This window comes from Flavobacterium gelidilacus DSM 15343 (assembly GCF_000422685.1).
In the GTDB taxonomy this organism is placed as follows: domain Bacteria; phylum Bacteroidota; class Bacteroidia; order Flavobacteriales; family Flavobacteriaceae; genus Flavobacterium; species Flavobacterium gelidilacus.
The window spans coordinates 1-21,747 of sequence record NZ_KE383903.1 but is presented as its reverse complement, the minus strand read 5'-3'; the positions used below and the strand labels follow the sequence as shown (position 1 = coordinate 21,747).

The following is a 21,747-nucleotide window of genomic DNA, read 5'->3' as shown; positions in this document are numbered from 1 at the left end:
ATTGAACTGGATTTTATTAATAATAGCAGGTCTTTTTGAAGTAGGTTTTGCAACTTGCTTAGGAAAAGCAAAAGAAACTTCAGGAAACATATCTTATTATTGGTATGCTGGTTTTTTAATTTGCTTAACCATAAGTATGGTTTTATTGGTAAAAGCAACAAAAGAATTACCAATCGGAACAGCTTATGCAGTTTGGACAGGAATTGGAGCTGTTGGAAGTGTTTTAGTTGGAATATTTATTTTTAAAGAACCAGCAACTTTTTGGCGTGTATTTTTTTTAACCACATTAATTCTATCATTAGTAGGATTAAAATTTGTTTCTAACTAAATGAATATAGTACTTCAACAATCAAGTATAAATAAAACTCAATCTTCAATTAATGTTACGGGTTCTAAGTCAGAAACCAATCGTTTATTATTGTTGCAAGCTTTATATCCAAATATTGAATTAAAAAACATTTCTCAATCAGATGATTCAAACGTGATGGTAGAAGCATTACGAAATTCACAACTCACAATTCACAATTCACAATTAATTGACGTTCATCATGCTGGAACAGCTATGCGATTTCTAACCGCTTTTTTTGCCATTCAAGAAAATAGAGAAATTGTTCTAACGGGTTCTTCAAGAATGAAAGAACGTCCAATAAAGATTCTAGTAGAAGCTTTAAAACAACTTGGAGCAGAAATTACGTATGAAGAAAATGAAGGTTTTCCACCAATAAGAATCAAAGGTCAAAAAATCACAAAAAACAAAGTGTCCTTAAAAGCAGATGTTAGTAGTCAATATATTTCAGCTTTATTATTAATTGCACCAAAGTTGGAAAACGGATTAGAATTAACACTCGAAGGAGAAATCACGTCCATTCCATACATAAAAATGACATTAGCATTAATAAATGAAATAGGTGTTGAAACCAGTTTTAAAAATAATGTCATCAAAGTAAACCCACAATTTACAATTCACAATTCACAATTCACCATTGAATCAGATTGGTCTTCGGCTTCGTATTTCTATTCAATTGTTGCCCTTTCAGAAATTGGAACACAAATCACTCTTTCAAGCTACAAACAAAATAGCTTACAAGGAGATTCAGCATTAGCAGAAATATACAAAGACTTTGGAGTAGAAACTTTTTTTGAAAATCATAGTATTATTTTACGTAAAGTCTACGTTCACAATTCACAATTCACAATTCACAATTTAAAAAATTCTCCAGACATTGCTCAAACCATTGCAGTAACCTGTTTCGGATTAGGAATAGGTTGTCATTTAACAGGGTTACACACTTTAAAAATTAAAGAAACCGACCGATTAGAAGCACTAAAAACCGAATTGTCAAAACTTGGAGCTACTGTTTCAGTTACAAACGATTCTCTAACAATCGAACAATCGAAAAATCTAATAATCGAATCAAGTATAGACACATATCAAGATCATAGAATGGCGATGGCTTTTGCACCATTAGCATTAAAAACGTCATTAGTTATTAATGAAGCTGAGGTGGTTTCAAAATCATTTCCCACTTTTTGGGAGGATTTAAAAAGCTTGGGCTTTCATATTTCTGATATATAAAACATTGTGACTTGCCGTTTTCATTGATTTTTTAAAAATAAACATCAAAACACTTGACAACGCCTATTCCACAGTCGTATATTTGCACTCGTTAAAAGTGTGGGCAACCAACTTATAACATATAACTTATAACTTTCTTATATGAAATTATCACATTTCGGATTCACTTTACCAGAAGAATTATTAGCAGAATTTCCAGCAGAAAACAGAGATGAATCTCGTTTAATGGTTATCAATAGAAAAGAAAAAACTATCGAACACAAAATGTTCAAGGATGTTATTGACTATTTTGATGAAGGGGATGTAATGGTTTTAAACAATACGAAAGTTTTTCCAGCACGTTTATTCGGAAACAAAGAAAAAACAGGTGCACGTATCGAAGTGTTTTTATTAAGAGAACTAAATGCAGAACAACGCCTTTGGGATGTTTTAGTTGATCCAGCTCGTAAAATACGTATCGGAAACAAATTATATTTTGGTGATGACGATTCATTAGTCGCTGAGGTAATTGACAATACAACATCAAGAGGTAGAACATTACGTTTTTTATATGACGGTTCTTACGAAGAATTTAGAAGCAAATTAACTGAACTTGGAGAAACGCCAATCCCAAAATTCATCAACAGAGAAGTAACTCCAGAAGATGCAGATCGTTACCAAACAATCTATGCTAAACATGAAGGAGCTGTTGCAGCACCAACGGCAGGTTTACACTTTTCTAAACATTTATTAAAAAGATTAGAAATCAAAGGTGTAGATTTTGCAGAAGTAACTTTACATGTTGGTTTAGGAACTTTCAATCCAGTTGAAGTAGAAGATTTATCAAAACACAAAATGGATTCAGAAGAAATCATTGTTTCTCAAGAAGCGTGTGATATCGTAAACAATGCAAAAGTAAATAAAAAACGTATTTGTTCAGTGGGTACAACATCTATGCGTGCCATAGAAAGTACAGTTTCTTCACAACAAACACTTAATCCATATTCAGGTTGGACAAACAAATTTATTTATCCACCTTACGAATTCGGAATCGCAAATTGCATGATTACAAATTTTCATTTACCAAAATCAACTCTTTTAATGACAACAGCTGCATTTTGTGGTCACGATTTATTAAAAGAAGCTTACAAACAAGCTATTGAAGAAAAATATAAATTTTACACTTATGGTGATGCAATGTTGATTATTTAATCAAAAGCAATTATCAAAATTATAGAATCTCATCAGCAATGATGAGATTTTTTTTTGGACTTGTGCAGATGAATATCAGTAGCGAATGGCTCGGGCATTTTAGAAAACCATATTCCTGCTACAAGAACTCGCTTCCTAAAAAGGAGAGCTCAAACAATTCTTGTATCAGGGCTAGTTGGCCATTGTCTTACACAAAATCAAACTTTTAACAGCTATACTTTTAAACCTCTAAACTTTTCGCTATTTTTACACTTCAAACCAATAACCACAATGGATTTTCATAATACTAGAGAATTTGCACAACAATTAGATGCACAAGACGAATTAAGTCACTATAGAAACGAATTTATTTTTCCAAAAGTAAACGGAAAACAAGTAATTTATTTTACAGGTAACTCACTGGGTTTACAGCCAGTTAGAACAAAAGCTTATGTGGATGAAGTAATGAACGATTGGGCAAACTTAGCGGTAGAAGGACATTTTTATGCCGACAAACCTTGGTGGGATTATCAAGAACGTTTTTGCCAACCTTTATCAGAAATCGTTGGAGCAAAACCTTCAGAAATTGGAGTAATGAATACGTTGACCGTAAACCTTCACTTGTTAATGGTTTCATTTTACAATCCAACACCAAAAAAATATAAAATTATTTGCGAAGAAAAAGCTTTTCCATCTGATCAATACATGTTTCAAAGTCAAGTTCATTTTCATGGATTAAAACCAGAAGATGCTATTGTAGAAATTAAAAGAAGAGAAGGAGAACACAACATTCGTCTAGAAGATGTCTTAGCTAAGATTGATGAAGTAGGAGATGAGTTAGCTTTAGTTCTAATCGGTGGAGTAAACTACTACACAGGTCAAGTTTTTGACATAAAAACCATCACAGAAGCAGGTCATAAATACGGAGCTTACGTTGGTTGGGATTTAGCTCACGCAGCAGGAAATATTGAATTAAAACTAAACGAGTGGAATGTTGATTTCGCAGCTTGGTGTAGTTATAAATACATGAATTCTGGACCAGGAAATGCTTCAGGATATTTCGTTCACGAAGCACATCATAACAATACAGATTTACCAAGATTTGCTGGTTGGTGGGGACATAACAAAGAAAGACGTTTTCTAATGGAACCAAAATTTGATCCAGCTCGAAGTGCAGATGGATGGCAAATTAGTAATTTACCAATTCTATCTTTAGCACCTTATTTAGCTTCTGTAGATATGTTCGCAGAAATCGGAATGAAAAAATTAATCAAAAAACGTAATTTAATTACAGCCTATTTAGAATATATTCTTCATGAAATTGATAAAGAAGTAGATAGTACATTTGAAATCATTACACCTTCAAATCAAGAAGAAAGAGCTTGTCAATTATCAGTGTTTCTTCACGGAGAGGGAAGAAGTTTATTCGACTATTTAATGAAAAACGGAGTAATCACAGATTGGAGAGAACCAAATGTTATTAGATTAGCACCAGTTCCACTTTACACATCTTTCGAAGACATGTATGAATTCGGACAATTGTTGAAAAAAGGAATTTTAGAATAGATTTTCGGATTTTCAGATATTGGATTTTCGGATAACATATATTGAAAAAAGATGCACAATTATAAAGAATTAGAAATTTGGAAAGCAAGTATCAAATTTTGCCCAAAGATTTATAAGGTTACAGCAACATTTCCAGATTCAGAAAGATTTGGATTAATAAGTCAATTAACTAGAGCAGTTATTTCAGTTCCTTCTAATATAGCAGAAGGTTCAGCAAAGTCATCTGACAAGCATTTTATAATTTTTCTTGAAACATCTTTAGGTTCATGTTATGAAATAGAAACACAATTATTAGTTTCAAAAGATTTAAATTACATAAAAACAACTGAATATGAAATATTAGCAGAAGAACTTTCATCAATTATAAAAAGGATAATAAGTTTTATGAAATATTTGCAAAACAAATTAAAATAACAAATTTAAATAAATAAAGATATATCAAGATTTACGCATACTATCCGAAAATCCAATATCTGAAAATCGAACATCCTAAAAATGGAAAAACAAGAAATAATAAACTCATTCGATCCATCACAACCAGGTTTAGCAGATGCAACCGTTTTTGGATTACCATTTTCAGCAGAACAATCAGAAATTATTGTAGTTCCTGTGCCCTGGGAAGTAACGGTTAGTTATGGAGCAGGAGCAAGTGAAGGACCAGAAGCTGTTTTAGACGCATCATTTCAAATAGATTTATTACATCAAGAGTTTCCAGAATTATGGAAATTAGGCATATATTTAGATGAACCAGCAAAGGATTTAGCTTCCAATTCAAAAAAATATAAAGAATTAGCACAGCCAATAATCAAAGCTTTAGAAGAAGGAGAGAGCATTGCAGAAAACTCAAGCTTAAACGAAGGTTTAGAAGAAATAAATTATGCGTGTTCTAATATGGTGGAAGCTGTGGAACAACAAACATTACAATGGTTAAACAAAGGGAAAAAAGTAGTTTTGCTTGGTGGAGATCATTCAACTCCTTTAGGATATTATAAAGCTTTAGCTAGCAAACATGAAAACTTCGGAATTCTGCATTTAGACGCTCATATGGATTTACGTGTTGCTTATGAAGGATTTACATATTCTCATGCTTCCATAATGTATAATGCATTACAAATTCCTCAAATTTCTAAAATTGTTCAAGTTGGAATTCGTGATTTCTGCGAACAAGAAGTTGAAGTTGTAAAAAAACAAGAAGGAAGAGTTTTAGTTCACACAGATACTGACATCAAAAAGCAACTTTTTGAAGGAAATACTTGGCAACATTTATGTGATCATTTAATTTATTCTTTACCTCAAAAAGTGTGTATTTCTTTTGATATTGACGGAATGAGTCGTTTATACGCACCAAACACAGGAACACCAGTTCCAGGAGGAATGTCATATGAACAAGCAACTTATTTATTAAGTCGTTTAGCAGAATCAAATAAAGAAATAATTGGTTTTGATTTAGTAGAAGTTGCACCAGGTGATGATGATTGGGATGGAAATGTTGGGGCAAGAATGTTATTTCACATGTGTGGTGTTTTGGCAAAATCACAAAAAATGAATGTTGGAGATAAAATTACATTTCAAAAATAAACAATATGGAAAACTTCAAAAGATTTAGTGAACAATGGAGAGAGTTTGACATTGCAGGACAAAGAGAAACAAGATATGCAGTATCAAATTATGGTGGTTTTAGAAGTTTTATCGATACAATTGAAAACGGTAGAGACTTAAAGGGTTCTATAACTGAAGGATTTCAATTTTTAAGGTATAAGAGATTTGAAAATGATGTAATGAATTACTATTGTTATTCAATTCATAAAGTAATTGCAGAACAATTTATTCCAAAAACAAGTGAAGAACAAACCCATGTTTTGCATTTGAATTACAATAAATTAGACAACCATTTGAATAATTTAAAATGGGCAACCTATGACGAAATGATTGCTCACGGAAAGAAAAGTCCAGCGGTTATCGAAGCTAAGAAGAAATTTAAAGAGTTCAATATTAAGCGCGATGGTGCAAAATTAACATCTACAGATGTAATTCGTTTAAAAAGAAAAATATTAGATCCCAATCGAAAAACTAGATTAAGACTAATAGCAAAAGAATTTAATATCTCAGAAATGCAGATTCATCGTATAAAAACGGGCGAAAATTGGGGCCATATAAAAGTAGAGATTCCTACAAAAAAATAAAAAGTATGCAAAATTTCATAAGGGTAAGGGAAGAATGGAAAGAATTTGAAGTTGTAAAATCAAAACATAATATAAAATACTCAATTTCAAATTACGGAAATTTAAGAAGTTATAAAGAATCAATAGAAGATTCTAAACTGATAAAAGGAGCTATCACAAATGGTTTTAGAGTTTTAAAATTGGCTAGGGTAATTAACAATAAGTTAACTCATTTTAATTACCGTTTAAGTCATCTTGTGGCTAATAATTTTGTTGAAAAGGTTAGCGAAGATCAAATTTTTATCTTGCATTTAGATTATGATTTGATGAATGTGCATTTTAGTAATTTAAAATGGGCAACAAGTGATGAATATCAGGCACATAGGATGAAAAATCCAAAAATTATCAAAGCCAAACAAATAAGAGCTGTTTCTCATATTGTTACCTATAATTCGAAACTAACAGAAACACAAGTGATTAGGTTGAAGATGAAATTATTGAATCCAAACAGAAAAACGAGGCTTAAAATGATTGCCAAAGAATTTAATATTTCTGAAACACATTTGTTTGATATTAAAAGAGGAAAAAAATGGGGACATGTTAAAGTTGAGTTACCTAAAAACAAAGAAGAAGACTAATATTCGTTTAAATTTTCAATAATATGATTAGCTTTCTCGTTGATTTTAGCTAATTCTTCTGGTTTCATTTTTTTGAGCATGTTTAACATCATTCCCATTCGTTGATTATTGGCAAAATATTGTTTTTTCTCGTCAAGAAAATTCCAATATAAAGTGTTAAACGGACAAGCTTTATCGCCAAATTTGTCCTTTACATTGTAATGACAACTAGAACAATAATTACTCATTTTATTAATGTAACTTCCTGATGAAACATAAGGTTTAGTGGCTAAAATTCCACCATCAGCATATTGACTCATTCCACGAGTATTGGGCAATTCGACCCATTCAATAGCATCAATATAAACACCTAAATACCAAGCGTCAACTTCATCGGGGTGCATTTGAGTTAACAAAGAAAAATTTCCAATAATCATTAAACGTTGAATATGATGCGCATAAGCTTCTTCCAAACTTTGAGAAATGGCTTTTTGCATGCAATTCATTTTTGTTTTTCCTGTCCAATAAAAATCAGGTAATTTATTGTGGTTTTCTAATTCATTCATTTTAGAATAATTCGGCATTTCTTTCCAATAAATTCCACGAACATATTCACGCCAACCCAAAATCTGACGAACAAAACCTTCAACTTGAGAAATAGTAATAGCCTCTTTGTTTTCGTGATAAAAATCAACCACAGTTTCAATAACTTCTTTTGGGGAAAGCATTTTACTATTCATGGCAAATGATAAACGCGAATGAAATAAGAATTTTTCATCCGTATGCATAGCGTCTTCATAATCACCAAAATGAATTAATAAATTTTTACAGAAATAATCTAACTGTTTTAAACAATCTTCCCTTGAAGTCGGCCAATAAAATTTCTTGGTATCAATTTTTCCAAAAGTAGCAACATTTGCTTTTTCAATTTCGTTTAGAACTGCTTCAATATTTTGATTGAAAGTAATTTCATTTGGAATAGGAACTTGTCCTTTATATTTTAAACGATTATCCTTATCAAAATTCCATTGATTGCCTTCTGGTTGAGAGCCTTTCATTAAAACATGATGTTTTTTACGCATCATTCTATAGAAATTTTCCATTAACAACATTTTCTTACCTTCAAAAAATTCAGTTAATTCAGTTCTTGAAGTGTAAAAATGCTCTGTATCGAATGCTTTAGTTTCAATTTTTAAGGTTGAACATATGTTTTTTAACTGTTCGTCTAATCTATATTCATCAGGTAATTGATATTCGAATTGTGAAATGTTGTGTTTCTCAATACAATTCTTAATTATATTTTCTAAATCATGTGCATTATCTTCATCAGAAATTTTGAAATAAATTACTTCATGACCTTTTGATTTTAATACATCAGCGAAATTTCTCATCGAAAGAAAAAAAGCAATTACTTTTTGAATATGATGTTTCACATAATCGGTTTCTTGACGCATTTCTGCCATCAAATAAATTGTGTTTTCATCAACTTCTTTGTGCCATGAATGTTGATAATTGAGTTGATCACCTAGAATTAGACGTAGTTTTTTCATTTTTTTTCTGTCAATGTGAACTTGTTTGAGGTTCTAATTTAAACGTTTAACCATAGTTTTTGAAATTCTCCTTTTCCATCATACATTTCAGCCTGTCTTTTGATGTTGAATTTTCTATCTCTTGGGTCATTTCCAACACCAGCATTGTATATCCAATTGCCATAATTTGAATGTACATCGTAATCAATTAGCATACTTTCAAAATATGCAGCAGCAAATCGCCAATCTTGTTCCCATTCTTTTGCCCAAAAACTCGCTACATTTTGCCTTCCTCGATTACTCATAAAACCGGTATTTTGTAGCTCAATCATGTTAGCATTTACAAAAGGTTCTTTGGTGTTTCCATTTATCCATTGTCGAAAAGCTTTGTCATTAAGTTTCCATTCGTATTGTTTTTGTAAAATTCCATCAAGCTTAAATATCTTGTCACCGTGTTTAAGCGAAATATATTTAAAATAATCACGCCAAATAAGTTCAAAAATTAGCCAATAAGTGTTTTCATTTTTACAAATTTGGTTTTCATATTCTTGAACTTGCCAATAGATTGTTCTTGCCGAAATACTTCCATTTGCTAGCCAAGCTGATAGTTTTGAACTGTAACTTTCGCCAATTAACCCATTACGTGTTTTTTTGTATTCTGACAAATTTTCGGTTTCAAAAAAATAATTCTCCACTCTTTTTAATGCCTGATTTTCGCCACCACGAAAAGGAAAAGCTGATTTTTTATGCAATTTGAATGATTCTAAACCTAAATCTTCCAAACTAGGAAGTATGTTAGAGGTTTCAAAGAAATTTTCGGAAGGTATTTGTTCAATAGAAACACAACTTCTATTTTTTGATTCTTTTTCACATTTTTTTCTAAATTCAGTAAAAATTTCTGGAATTTTATTGAAATCTTGATAAGGAATATCAGAAGGATGAAAAAGAAATTGATCAAAAGTTTCAATCCAATTAACACTTTTAAGATTTTGTAGTTCTTGTAAATTTGTATTAATTTTCACTTCATCAGGTGTCCATTCTTTTTGTAAAAAAATAGAATCTATTTGATGTTTTGAGACCAAATCAGGAATTATATTTTCAGGCAAATCATGAAAAACATAAAAAGGTATATTTTTTAGTGCTAGATTATTTTTGAGTTCACGCAATGTTTCCAACAAAAATTTTGCTCTAAATTTTTCCGTTTTTTTGAAACCCGATTTATTAGTTTCAAATTGTCTAGGATCCAAACAATACAAACCAATTACATTTTTAGCATTTTCACAAGCTTGAAAAAGCGAATTATTATCGTTTACTCGTAAATCATTTCTAAACCAAACTAGATTATTCATTTTAATTGGAATTTGGAATTTTATTATTGGAATTTCTCTTTAATCTACATTTATCACTACAATATTTAACTTGCTCCCAATTTTTCTCCCATTTTTTGCGCCAAGAAAAAGGTAATTGACAAACAATGCATATTTTTTCTGGTAAATTAATTTTTTTATGAGCCATTTTTAAGCATAGATTTTGTTTCAGTATTTGGTCTAGCGTATTCAAAACGATCAATTAATTTTGGTAAACAATAACCATCTAAACCATTTATTGCTACTATATTTCCTTTTTCTAATTGCAACCAATTGTCTTTTGTAATAAGTTTTTCATCACAAAATATTGTTTCAATTGAAGCTAAAACATGAATACAATTGTTCTCTTTAATTTCATATTCACTTAAATATTTACATAAAATCTGAACAGGACTTTTAGCAACGAACGGTTCATGAATTTCATTATGATATTTTTCTTCTAAACCTGTGATTTTGAATTCAGATATTCCAAAATCATAAGCTGCAGAAGTTTGATGGGCTTGAGCAATTATTTCTTCTGTTATATGGTTAACCGTAAAATAACCTGTTTCTTTCATATTCGTATAAGAGTTTCTAGGAACAGTTGCTGGTCTTAATATAAAACTCAATAAAGCAGGATCACTTCCTAAATGGGTAATGCTACTAAAAATTGCCACATTTGATTTTCCATCTTTTGATTTTGTTCCAATAAGATTTGCCGATTTATAACCTGTACAACTATTTATAAGGTTTAAGCGATTTATTTTTGGAAGTTTTTGAACATCTTCTTTATTAAATTGAACCATAATTTTGTTTTAAAGTTCAAATATAATCAATTTGTTTAACTTAAACACAGTATGATTAAACAAAAAATAATACTATTTGAATTAAAAACTTGCCTTAAAACTATTAATAATCGTTATTTTTGTAATAAGAAAAGAATAATTATGCAGAGTTCTAAAAAAATCGCAGTAGTTGGAGCAGGTTTAGTAGGTTCATTATTAGCTATATATTTAAAAAAAGCAGGTCATACTGTTCACGTTTACGATAGAAGTCCAGATATTAGAAACATCAAATTTTCAGGAAGAAGTATCAATCTTGCGATGTCAAATCGTGGTTGGAGAGCTTTAGAGAACATTGGAATTGCTGATGATATTAGAAAAATTGGTATTCCAATGGATAAACGTGCGATTCATAATATGGACCAATCACTGATTTATCAGAAATATGGAAAAGATGGAGAAGCTATTTTCTCGCTATCAAGGGGAGTTTTGAATCGAAAAATGATTGACTTAGCAGAAGTTGAAGGTGTTGAGTTTTTCTTTGAACAAAAAGTCTGGGATGTTTCCTTATCTGAAGCAATTCTTCATATTGGTGAAGACGAAAGAGGTGAGTGGACGGAACATAAATACGATATGGTTTTCGGTTCTGATGGTGCTTTTTCAAGAGTTAGACACAGAATGCAACGTCAAAGCATGTTTAATTATTCGCAAGAGTTTCTTGAAATTGGTTATAAAGAACTAAATATTCCAGCGAATGAAGATGGAACGCATAAATTAGATAAGAACTCACTGCATATTTGGCCAAGAGGAAATTTCATGTTGATTGCTTTACCAAATCTAGACGGAAGTTTTACTTGTACATTGTTTATGCCTTTTGAAGGAGAGAATTCTTTTGAGCAATTAGATGATGAGAAAACATTAGTTGACTTTTTTGCCAAATATTTTCCTTCAACTACAGAAGTTATTCCAGATTTAGTAAAAGATTTCTTTAAAAATCCAAAGAGTTATTTGGTAACTATGAAATGTTTTCCTTGGACACATAATGATAAAGTTGCTTTAATTGGTGATGCTTGTCACGCAATTGTGCCTTTTTATGGTCACGGAATGAACGCAGGTTTTGAAGATATTACAATTCTAAATGAATTGATGGAAAAATACGGTGATGATTGGCAAACAATTTTTACTGAATATGAAAACTCGCGCAAACCAAATGCTGATGCCATTGCCGAATTATCGTATAGAAATTTCATAGAAATGAGTACGAAAACGGCTGATCCAAATTTCTTATTACAAAAGAAAATTGAAAAATGGTTTTCAGAAAAGCATCCAGACAAATGGATTCCTTTATACAGTCGTGTTACTTTTAGTCATCAACCTTATGCAGATGCACTATCGATTGGTGATAGACAAAACGAAATTATGCAAGAAATTTTGGCTATGGAAAGTATAGAGCAGATTTGGGAAACTGAACCTGTGGAACAAAGAATACTTGAAATGTTAAAACATAATTAATATCTACCAGTTATTTTCTTACATTTGATTAAATCTTTTTAAAAATTAGACAATGTTAGAGTTTTTTTTATTTGTGATATTGATTTTAGTCGTTCTAATTTATAGTTCAATGAATTCGAAGTTTAAAAACTTACAAGATTCATTCTATAGAATGAATGAAAGTATTTCTGAACTAAAAAAAGAACTTGATTCTAAAACTATCCAAAAGAAGGAAAAACCTTTAGAGCAAGTTGTTAAACCAATAGAAGAAACAAAACCAATAGAACCAGTTGTTGTTGAAACTCCAAAAGTTGAACAAATAACTGTAGAAAAACCTATTGAAGTTGTTGAATCTATTTCTGCACCAAAATACAAACCTGTACCAAAACCAGTTTATATTCCAAAAAAATCTTGGTTTGAAACGTTTAAAGAAAACAATCCTGATTTAGAAAAATTCGTTGGAGAAAATCTTATCAATAAAATCGGAATCTTAATTTTGGTTTTAGGAATCAGTTTTTTTGTAAAATATGCTATTGACAAAGATTGGATAAACGAACCAGCAAGAGTCGGAATCGGAGTTTTAGCAGGTTCATTAGTCATGGCTATTGCTCACAAACTCAAGAAAAATTTTGCTGCTTTCAGTTCGGTGTTAGTCGCTGGAGCAATTAGTATTTTCTATTTTACGATTGCAATTGCTTTTCACGAATACCAATTGTTTAGTCAAACCGTTGCATTTGCAATTATGATTGTAATTACAGCATTTAGTGTTTTGGTTTCCATTTCTTACAACCGACAAGAATTAGCTGTTTTATCTTATATTGGTGGTTTTGCTGTTCCATTTATGATAAGTACAGGGAGTGGAAATTACGTTGTTTTATTCTCATACATCGCAATTTTAAACATTGGATTATTAGCGATTTCCTATTTTAAAAAATGGAAAGTAATAACTATTTTGTCATTTATATTAACTAGTATTTTATTTTCAACTTGGTACACAACGGAACTTTACGATAACAAACTACCACATTTAGGAGCATTATTATTTGCAACATTATTCTATTTCATTTTCAGTATTGTAATTGTGCTAAATAATTTAAGAAATAAAGGTGTGTTTTCAGTGATTGAATACATGATTTTAGTTGCAAATACATTCTTATTCTTTGGTTTAGGATTAGGAATCATTCACAATTGGGGAATTAACTTCAAAGGAATGTTTACCTTATTATTAGCCTTATACAATTTAGTTTACGCTATCATTTTATATAGAAAATTCGGATTAGACAAAAACGCTATCTATTTATTAATTGGTTTGGTCTTAACTTTTGTTACTTTAACCATTCCAATACAATTTGAAGGAAATCAAATCACAATGTTTTGGGCTGCTGAAGCGGTTTTATTGTTTTGGTTGTCGCAAAAATCTAAAATAAATTCCTTTAAAATCGGAGCAATTATAGTTCAATTTTTGACGATTATTAGTTTAATGTTGGATTGGCAAACTTATACTTACAACCAAAATGATTTATCCGTTATTTTAAATTCAATATTTATTACAGGAATTGTTGTTGTAGTTTCATTAGTACTTTCATATTTTATTTTGAAGAAAGAAGAAACTACTTCTAAAATATTCAATTTCACTTTTGATGCTGTATTTTATAAGAACGCTTTATTAGTTGTAACTGTAATTGTGCTCTATTTTACTGGAATTTTCGAAACCATTTACCAATCAAATCAGTTATTGAGTAATTCGAGTTCTGCGCAATCATTTTCTGTGACTTATCATTTTGTATTTACAGCAATTTTATTATTTTTAGTTTCAAAATATAAAAACATAATCTTTAGAAATGTATTATTAATCATAACTTTAGTAAGTACATTACTTTATATAGTTTGGTTTTATAGTCTTCCAAATAAAGAAATCATCACGAACATTATTCAAGATTCAAATGTAAATTATGCCTTTTATTTACATTATATTATATTTGCTTGTTTGGTTTATTTCGGATTTGAAGTTTACAAAATTTCAACAACAGAACCAAAATTGAAGATTTTAAATTCAAAAATAGCTCCTTGGTTGTTTGTGTTTGCCATAGTTTATATTTTGAGTAATGAAATTATGACACATAGCTTACAATTTTCGCAAGATAATATAGATAAAGTTGAATTTGCTAAAGCTTTTCCAAAAACAGATTCGAGTGATCATTATGTAGTTTATGAGAAAGAATACTATTTAGATTTAAAATTAGACAACTTTAAAAGACAAATTATTAAAATTGGTTATCCTATTTTATGGGGAATTTTCTCGTTTGTTTTTCTAATTATCGGAATTAAACAACAATGGAAAAATTTAAGAATCATAGCTTTATCCTTATTAGGATTAACTATTGTGAAGTTATTTGCTTACGATATCAATAACGTTTCCGAAACTGGAAAGATAATTGCCTTCATATTATTAGGAGTTTTAATTTTGATCATATCATTTGTGTATCAAAAAATAAAGAAATTAGTGGTTGATGAAACTTCAAAAAAGAATTCAGATGAAAATTAAATTTATACTAGTTTTAGTATTCAGCATAACTTTTGGATTTGCTCAAAATCACAAAGGAACAATTGAAAACATCAAAGAAGATGGATTTCATAAAATTCTAATTGATTCAAAAGTTCGTTCTGCGAGTCATGATAATTTAGATTACTTCAGGATTTTAGATAAGAATAAGAATGAAGTTTCCTATGTTGTTTTTGACGACATAAATCAATACTTTTTGAGATTTAAAGAATTAAAGATTTTGAGTAAAACGATTTTGAAAGATTCACTTACTTCAATTGTTGTTCCTTATTATAATCCCATGCAAAAAAATAGCACTGAATTAGGTTTGCATATAACTAATACAACAATTAACAAAACGTATTCTATTAGTGGAAGTAATGATCAAAAAGAATGGTTTGGTCTAGTTGCAAATCAAACATTAACAGATATAAATGATAAAAGTGGTAAAATAGCAGAAAAAATAGTTTCTTTTCCTGACAACAATTTTAAGTTTTTAAAGATTGAATTTAATGATAAAAATTCATTACCTATAAATGTTTTAGATATTGGATTTTTTAAAGGAGATGAAAAAGTTATTCTATCATCAATATTAAATGATTTCACCTACAAAATTTCAGAAAACAAGAAAGACAAGAAAACTATAATTACTTTTTCAGCGGATAATTTTCAAAAAGTGGACGGAATTTCATTTGCAATTGCAACCAAATTGTTTTCTAGAAACACAAGACTATTTGTGAAAAGAACAAGAAAAATTAAAAAGAGAACGGAGAATTATCAAGAAGAAATTTCTGGATTTGTATTAAACTCGAATACTTCAAACTCCTTTCAACTAAATGGTTTTTTTGAAAAAGAATTCACTTTAGAAATTGAAAACCAAGACAATCAACCTTTAGAATTTTCAAAAATTGAGTTATTGCAAAATTCATTGTATGTAATTTCAGACTTAAAGAGTAATGAAAAGTATGAAGTTAGTATTGATTCTACATTATCAAAACCACAATATGATTTAGCCAATTTTATACTTAATGCTAAAGATTATCCAAAAGCAATGATTTCAAATTTTAAGAAAATAGAAAATCAAAAGACAAATACTTTCGAAAAACCATTTTGGCAAACCAAAGCATTTATGTGGATTTGCATTTTATTTGGTATCGCAATTATTGGTTATTTCGCAATGGGATTATTAAAAGATATGAAAAAAGAATAATTTATTCTTCTCGATGCACTTTGTTAAAATCAAAAGCAGGTTTACAAATAGAAATATAATCACAAGGTTCGTCAAACGGATTTGAATATTGAACTCTAGTATTGGCTTCAATTTTAATGGATTGACCAGCTTCTAAAACAATAACTTCATCTTCAATACTAAATTGTTTTTTTCCAGAAATCACATAAGTATATTCTTCAAATTCTGGAGTTTGAAAAGGCTCTGACCATTTTGGTGGTGCAACCATATGAGCAATTGAAATGTCTTTGTTTCCAGTTGTAGCATTTCCATGATGTTCTTCAATTAACTTTCCATCAGTTGTTGGAACTACAAAAGGTTCTTTTTGTATAAAATATTTTTTCATGATTTTTTGATGTGTTTTGCTAAAATTTCTTTTAGTTTAATAATATCTTCATTATTGATTTCATTTAATGAAAATTCAAGTTGAGTTTTGTTTTTCTTTGTAATTTTTAATTTATTTTCTTCAAAATTAAAGGATTCAACTTCAGAAAAAGCAATAGATTTACTTTTAGAGTTAATTTTGATGTTTCCTCCTTTTTTATTCCAAACAAAATAATTCTTAAAAAATAAATTTTTAAACTGAGGAAAAGTAGTAAGTGATGCTGAAATTGCTGCTAATGATCCCATTTTACTTTCGGGATAAACAAAAACACCGATCAAACCAATAACTAGACATATTATTCCAACAACAACAATTAAAGTATCCAAATTCTTTTTAAAACCTAATTCTGTAAATTTTATTCTCTCCATCTTATATCTAATTATGTCAAAATTAAATAAAAAAACTTAATCCTTAAGAACTATAGTTCTAAATTCTAAATTCTAACTTCTAAATTTAGTAACTTTACACCCTATTTAAAGAAAAATGTTAGACAAAGAAACACAAATTGCAGTCAATAAAGGAGAAATGCTTCCGTTAATGGAAGAATTTTATACCATTCAAGGAGAAGGATTTCACACAGGAACTGCTGCATATTTCATAAGAATTGGTGGTTGTGATGTAGGTTGCCATTGGTGTGATGTAAAAGAAAGTTGGAATGCAGAACTTCATCCACCTACAAATACAGATGTGATAGTAGAAAATGCAAAAAAATATGCAGAAACAGTTGTAGTTACTGGTGGAGAACCATTAATGTGGGATATGTCTGTTTTAACGTCAAGTTTAAAAAATAAAAATTTAAACGTTCACATTGAAACTTCGGGTGCTTATCCAGTTTCAGGAAAATGGGACTGGTTTTGTCTTTCGCCAAAGAAAAATAAATTACCAGTAGATGATGCTTATGCAATCGCGAATGAACTTAAAGTAATTATTTACAACAAACACGATTTTCAATTTGCTGAAGAACAAGCTGCAAAAGTCAATTCAAACGCAATTTTATTTTTACAACCAGAATGGAGCAAAAAAGAAGAAATGACTCCTTTAATTGTAGATTATGTAATGAAAAACCCAAAATGGAGAGTTTCATTACAAACTCATAAATATTTGAATATTCCATAATTATTTTTTGGAATGTTTTTTGAAATCAATATATTTACATAATAATAAATAAATAAGCAAAATGAAAAAATTAATTTTATCAGTTATTATTCTTTTAGTAACTCAAATAACATTAGCGCAAAGCTCTTTTAAAGATGATGCGATTAAAGTAATAAAGGCATCTGGTTCTGCTGCACAAATGGAAGCCGCCAAAGATCAAATTAAGGCCATGATTCCTGCGGATAAATATGAAGCATTTTCAAAAGATTTTGATGCAACATTACCTTCTTTATATGAGAGTATGGCAAAAATATACATGGAAACATATACCCATGAAGATATTAAAGCGATGCTTAAGTTTTATGATTCACCAGTTGGAATGAAAATTTCTAAAAATGCTGGAGAATTATACAAAAAAAGTATGGAAGCAGGTAAAGAGTGGGGAGCTGAATTACAAGGTATGATGATGAAGTATATGGAATAAATATATAAAAGTTCAATATTTAAAATTCCAAATTCCAAACGCTATTTAGTTGGAATTTGGAATTTTTTTATTGAAATTTACTTTGATAGTTTAGCCAAATAATCAAAATGTACTCCTTCTAAAACTAGCTCACATTTCAAACCATTATCGAAACAGGCATTTTGAAGAGTGTTATAATCCAAATATAACCAAGGAAAAGTTTCTTCAATTTCTCCTTTATATTGAACACTGAAAGTTAGTTCACCATAATAACCATCACTTGGAATCCATCTTCCACCATCTTCACCTTCATCAAACATATATATGATATCAGAACTGTCAATTAAAATTTGTCCGTTTTCATTTAAAAGCGATTTTAATTTTAGAAGATATTCCGAACAATTTTCTAAGGTTTCAAAAATACCTGTTCCATTCATTAAAAGTAAAATGGTATCATATTTTTCATTTTCATCTAAATCTAAAACATCTTCAACTTTAGCATTTTTCAAACCACGAAGTTGACAAGCTTCAATAGCATTTTCAGAAATATCTATAGACGTCACATCAAATCCTTTTTCTTGTAAGTAAAGGGAATGAGTTCCTGAACCACAACCAATATCTAAAACTTTACCTTTTGAAAGTTCTAATGCTTTTTGTTCGATTTTTGGCATTTCATCAAAATTTCTAAAAAGATAAGCAACACTCATTTCATCAGCTTCAGAAATTGAAGTTTCTGTAATCAAATCTTCAGGAGAATTATTGGTTTGGTAATCTAAAATGGCTTTTCCGAATAGGTCTTTCATGTATTCTGAATTTATTTCAGAATCTTTTCAAGGATTCTTTTATTAGTTTAAAAGTTTAAAGTTGATTAGCTTTGTGATTGAAATTTTATATGATGTTAAAACCAAATTTAAACGAACTCACAAAACTTGCCAAAGATACACATATCGAAACCAAAAAGTATTTTGTTAAGTTAAAAAAGAAGACTCCAAAAAATTTAGATTATGTAATGCAAGATTTACATGATGCAGAATTTAAGAAAACCAATTGTTTAGATTGTGCCAATTGTTGCAAAACAACAGGTCCTCTGTTTACTTCAGCAGATATTGAAAGAATTTCAAAGCATTTAAAACAAAAACCACAACAGTTTATTGAGCAATATCTAAAAGTAGACGAAGATGATGATTATGTATTGCAAAGTGTTCCTTGTCATTTTTTAGATTCTGACAATACTTGTTTTATTTATGATGTTCGTCCAAAAGCTTGTCGCGAATTTCCTCACACAGATAGAAAAAAGTTCAATCAAATTACAGATTTAACACTGAAAAATATTCCAATTTGTCCAGCTGCTTATAATATCGTAGAAAAAATGAAAGAGAAATTACCACTTTAGTTAAATAATTAAAGCTCCTTTTTGGGTTTTATACTTTTCCAATTTGTGACTTATTCATAAATCAAATACTTTTCTCGCATTGCTTTAAATTCGATTAAATCATTTTTCCAGGTTTTTCGAATCTCTTTTTCAGAAAATCCTGCTTCAATTTGCTCTTGTAAACTTTTAGTGCCTGCTAGTTTAATAAAAAACGAATTAAAGAATTTAGATTTATCTTGAGTTTCTTCATAAGCTTTTAATAACCATTTTAATTCTAAATCTTTTACTCTTTTAATTTTTGATAAATCCTCACCATAACAAAGCACACCATTATATAATGGATCTTTTGCTCCTTCGTTTGGTATTGGAGTAAAACTAAAATCGCTTACAGGTAAAAAAGGAGAACCATAAACTTGAAATTGCTGTTCAGTTCCTCGTCCAACACTTACATTAGTTCCTTCAAACAAACATAAACTTGCATATAAATTTATTGATTTTGCATTGGGTAAATTTGGTGATGGTTTTACAGGTAAATTATATTTCATATCATGATTATAATCCAAACACTTTACAATTTTTAAATCACACTGAATGCCATTAGCTAGCCATTTTTCATCATTTATCATCATAGCATATTCTGCAATAGTCATTCCGTGTAATACCGGAATTTGATGCATTCCAACAAAACTAGTATTTTCTTTTTCTAAAATTGGACCATCAATTATTCCTCCATTTGGATTTGGTCTGTCTAAAACAATCAGAGGAATATTATTTTCTGCACATGCTTCCATCACATAATGTAGAGATGAGATGTAAGTGTAAAATCGAGCACCAACATCTTGTAAGTCAAAAACCATTACGTCAATTCCTTCTAATTGTTCTGGCTTTGGTTTTTTGTTGTTTCCATATAAGGATATTATAGGTAAACCTGTTTTAGTGTCTTTTCCATCTACAATTAATTCACCAGCATCAGCTTTTCCTCTAAAACCATGTTCTGGAGCAAATATTTTAGAAACCTTTATTTTTGAGCCAATCAACCAATCAACTAAGTGCATTGTGTCTGTTGCGGTTTTAGTGTAATAATCAGTATCATTATCTAAATTTGGATTGTAATTAACTAAACTAGATTGGTTGCCAACTATACCAACCGAATTGTATTTTTTTAATACAGGCAAATATGTTCTCCAATCATCAGCTCCAGTTTTAAAAACAGTATCCACTTCAGTTTCAAGTTTAATTGTTTTTTTTACAGTTATTTCTTTTACTGCTTTGGATTTATTTGAAACAATTGTTTCTACTTTTTTAGTTTCTTTGTTTTCCATATTTTTAATAGAATTTCCACAAGAAGAAACAACTGACAAAAGGCAAAAAAATAAAGTAAAATATCTCATTATATATAGGTGTAATAATTTTATTAGTGTATTTCGTGTTTAAGATGTATTTTTGAAATCAAAAGTAAAGCCAAAATTGAATTTAGAGTATTTTATTTCCAAAAGACTAATAACTACCAAAAGTTATAAAAGTAGTATTTCTTCACCAATTATAAAAATTGCCATCACAGCTATAGCAATTGGTATTATTATGATGATAGTTTCTGTAGCTACTGGAATTGGACTTCAAAATAAGATTCGAGAAAAAGTTGCAGCGTTTAATGGTCATGTTATAATTTCTAATTATGATAACAATCAATCGGAAGTCACAAAAGAACCCATATCAATAAAACAGAATTTTTATCCAAAGTTTAAAAATATTTCTGGCATAAGTCATATTCAAGCAACAGCAAGTAAGGCAGGAATTATCCATACCGAAGAAACTTTTGAAGGAATTATATTTAAAGGAGCAGGTAAAGACTATAATTTTAAAAACCTAAAGGAATATTTGGTTGAAGGTAAAATGCCAAATTTAAAATCAGACTTAAATGAAGAAGTATTAATTTCTCAATATATAGCAAAAAGGTTAAATTTAAAATTAGGAGATAAATTCAAAACCTATTTTCTAAAAGAATCAGGCAACAATCCTAATTTACGTATTTTTAAAATTGTCGGCATTTATAATTCGGGTTTTCAAGAATTTGATGCTTCTTATATAATAGGAGATATTCGTCATATTCAAAAGATCAATAAATGGAAAGACGATCAAATTGGTGCATTCGAAGTTTTTATTGACGATTTTACTCAAATTAAACAAAAAGGAGAAGAGATTTATAAAGAAATTCCTCCTACTTATAATAGTACAACCATAGAAGAAAAATATTATAGTATTTTCGAATGGTTAAAGTTATTTGATTTCAATATTGTAATCATATTAATTGTAATGATAATCGTTGCAACAATTAACATGATAGTAGCTTTGTTGGTGTTGATTTTAGAAAGAACCCAAATGATAGGAATTCTAAAAGCACTGGGAGCAAACAATTGGAACAT

At 29.5% G+C, this 21,747-nt stretch carries 23 protein-coding genes; 15 read left to right on the top strand and 8 right to left on the bottom strand.

Annotated features, from left to right (window positions below):
* Window position 1 precedes the first annotated feature (1 nt).
* From G507_RS0109825 to G507_RS0109790, 8 genes are all read left to right on the top strand, one after another.
* A complete protein-coding gene (locus G507_RS0109825) occupies window positions 2–328 on the top strand; it encodes a DMT family transporter (protein ID WP_026717309.1) in 327 nt (108 codons plus the stop codon).
* Window positions 329–1,576 (top strand): 3-phosphoshikimate 1-carboxyvinyltransferase, encoded by a 1,248-nt coding sequence (aroA, locus tag G507_RS0109820; protein WP_026717308.1) that lies wholly within the window; start codon window positions 329–331, stop codon window positions 1,574–1,576.
* 141 nt (window positions 1,577–1,717) lie between these two features.
* Window positions 1,718–2,767: a tRNA preQ1(34) S-adenosylmethionine ribosyltransferase-isomerase QueA gene (gene queA, locus G507_RS0109815; RefSeq protein WP_026717307.1), complete on the top strand. Its 1,050-nt coding sequence runs from the start codon at window positions 1,718–1,720 to the stop codon at window positions 2,765–2,767.
* A 270-nt stretch (window positions 2,768–3,037) separates the two neighbouring features.
* A complete protein-coding gene (gene kynU, locus G507_RS0109810) occupies window positions 3,038–4,312 on the top strand; it encodes a kynureninase (RefSeq protein WP_026717306.1) in 1,275 nt (424 codons plus the stop codon).
* Window positions 4,313–4,363: 51 nt separating this feature from the next.
* Window positions 4,364–4,726 (top strand): four helix bundle protein, encoded by a 363-nt coding sequence (locus tag G507_RS0109805; RefSeq protein WP_026717305.1) that lies wholly within the window; start codon window positions 4,364–4,366, stop codon window positions 4,724–4,726.
* A gap of 81 nt (window positions 4,727–4,807) precedes the next feature.
* Window positions 4,808–5,890 carry an agmatinase family protein gene (locus G507_RS0109800; RefSeq protein ID WP_026717304.1) on the top strand — a complete coding sequence of 361 codons (1,083 nt, stop codon included), beginning with the start codon at window positions 4,808–4,810 and terminating at the stop codon, window positions 5,888–5,890.
* 5 nt (window positions 5,891–5,895) lie between these two features.
* Window positions 5,896–6,495, top strand: a complete 600-nt coding sequence (locus G507_RS0109795) for an NUMOD4 domain-containing protein (protein WP_026717303.1) — start codon at window positions 5,896–5,898, stop codon at window positions 6,493–6,495.
* Between the two features lie 5 nt (window positions 6,496–6,500).
* On the top strand, window positions 6,501–7,112 hold the full coding sequence (locus G507_RS0109790; protein ID WP_026717302.1) for an NUMOD4 domain-containing protein: 612 nt from the start codon (window positions 6,501–6,503) through the stop codon (window positions 7,110–7,112).
* On the opposite strand, the gene G507_RS0109785 is transcribed toward G507_RS0109790, so the two are convergent.
* Genes G507_RS0109785 through G507_RS0109775 form a run of 4 tightly spaced genes read right to left on the bottom strand, consistent with a single transcriptional unit; the run spans window position 7,109 to window position 10,772 of the window.
* Complete coding sequence (locus G507_RS0109785) at window positions 7,109–8,641, bottom strand: cryptochrome/photolyase family protein (protein ID WP_026717301.1); 1,533 nt, start codon at window positions 8,639–8,641, stop codon at window positions 7,109–7,111. The two genes, G507_RS0109790 and G507_RS0109785, sit on opposite strands and share 4 nt — an antisense overlap.
* Window positions 8,642–8,679: 38 nt before the next feature.
* Window positions 8,680–9,969: a DASH family cryptochrome gene (locus G507_RS0109780; protein WP_035666079.1), complete on the bottom strand. Its 1,290-nt coding sequence runs from the start codon at window positions 9,967–9,969 to the stop codon at window positions 8,680–8,682.
* Window position 9,970: 1 nt separating this feature from the next.
* On the bottom strand, window positions 9,971–10,135 hold the full coding sequence (locus G507_RS17560) for a DUF2256 domain-containing protein (protein WP_084518962.1): 165 nt from the start codon (window positions 10,133–10,135) through the stop codon (window positions 9,971–9,973).
* Complete coding sequence (locus G507_RS0109775) at window positions 10,125–10,772, bottom strand: flavin reductase family protein (RefSeq protein ID WP_026717299.1); 648 nt, start codon at window positions 10,770–10,772, stop codon at window positions 10,125–10,127. The genes G507_RS17560 and G507_RS0109775 overlap by 11 nt, the downstream gene beginning before the upstream one ends.
* Before the next feature lie 141 nt (window positions 10,773–10,913).
* Here G507_RS0109775 and G507_RS0109770 point away from each other — a divergent pair, with 141 nt between their 5' ends.
* From G507_RS0109770 to G507_RS0109760, 3 genes are all read left to right on the top strand, one after another.
* Window positions 10,914–12,260 carry an FAD-dependent oxidoreductase gene (locus G507_RS0109770; RefSeq protein WP_026717298.1) on the top strand — a complete coding sequence of 449 codons (1,347 nt, stop codon included), beginning with the start codon at window positions 10,914–10,916 and terminating at the stop codon, window positions 12,258–12,260.
* Between the two features lie 109 nt (window positions 12,261–12,369).
* Entirely contained in the window at window positions 12,370–14,784 is a 2,415-nt protein-coding gene (locus G507_RS0109765; protein WP_245575615.1) for a DUF2339 domain-containing protein, read from the top strand.
* Entirely contained in the window at window positions 14,774–15,991 is a 1,218-nt protein-coding gene (locus tag G507_RS0109760) for a hypothetical protein (protein ID WP_157496571.1), read from the top strand. The genes G507_RS0109765 and G507_RS0109760 overlap by 11 nt, the downstream gene beginning before the upstream one ends.
* A 1-nt stretch (window position 15,992) precedes the next feature.
* Here the strand turns inward: G507_RS0109760 and G507_RS0109755 are convergent, their stop codons facing one another.
* Together G507_RS0109755 and G507_RS0109750 are read right to left on the bottom strand one after the other, a co-directional pair.
* The gene (locus G507_RS0109755; RefSeq protein WP_026717295.1) at window positions 15,993–16,355 is read right to left on the bottom strand and encodes a cupin domain-containing protein; all 363 of its coding nucleotides are present in this window, start codon (window positions 16,353–16,355) and stop codon (window positions 15,993–15,995) included.
* Window positions 16,352–16,762 (bottom strand): hypothetical protein, encoded by a 411-nt coding sequence (locus tag G507_RS0109750; RefSeq protein ID WP_026717294.1) that lies wholly within the window; start codon window positions 16,760–16,762, stop codon window positions 16,352–16,354. Before G507_RS0109750 ends, G507_RS0109755 begins: the two co-directional genes overlap by 4 nt.
* A 115-nt stretch (window positions 16,763–16,877) precedes the next feature.
* Here G507_RS0109750 and G507_RS0109745 point away from each other — a divergent pair, with 115 nt between their 5' ends.
* A complete protein-coding gene (locus G507_RS0109745; RefSeq protein ID WP_026717293.1) occupies window positions 16,878–17,510 on the top strand; it encodes a 7-carboxy-7-deazaguanine synthase QueE in 633 nt (210 codons plus the stop codon).
* Window positions 17,511–17,571: 61 nt separating this feature from the next.
* Entirely contained in the window at window positions 17,572–17,973 is a 402-nt protein-coding gene (locus G507_RS16805; protein ID WP_051191596.1) for a DUF2059 domain-containing protein, read from the top strand.
* 77 nt (window positions 17,974–18,050) lie between these two features.
* Here G507_RS16805 and G507_RS0109735 read toward each other — a convergent pair whose 3' ends face one another.
* The gene (locus G507_RS0109735; protein WP_026717292.1) at window positions 18,051–18,755 is read right to left on the bottom strand and encodes a class I SAM-dependent methyltransferase; all 705 of its coding nucleotides are present in this window, start codon (window positions 18,753–18,755) and stop codon (window positions 18,051–18,053) included.
* Between the two features lie 92 nt (window positions 18,756–18,847).
* Here G507_RS0109735 and G507_RS0109730 point away from each other — a divergent pair, with 92 nt between their 5' ends.
* Complete coding sequence (locus G507_RS0109730; RefSeq protein WP_026717291.1) at window positions 18,848–19,345, top strand: YkgJ family cysteine cluster protein; 498 nt, start codon at window positions 18,848–18,850, stop codon at window positions 19,343–19,345.
* 50 nt (window positions 19,346–19,395) lie between these two features.
* Here G507_RS0109730 and G507_RS0109725 read toward each other — a convergent pair whose 3' ends face one another.
* Window positions 19,396–20,646, bottom strand: coding sequence for an exo-beta-N-acetylmuramidase NamZ family protein (locus G507_RS0109725; RefSeq protein ID WP_084518974.1), 1,251 nt, complete (start codon window positions 20,644–20,646; stop codon window positions 19,396–19,398).
* Between the two features lie 145 nt (window positions 20,647–20,791).
* On the opposite strand from G507_RS0109725, the gene G507_RS0109720 reads away from it, so the two are divergent.
* The coding region (locus G507_RS0109720) for an ABC transporter permease (RefSeq protein ID WP_026717289.1) at window positions 20,792–21,747 on the top strand (956 nt) is incomplete at its 3' end.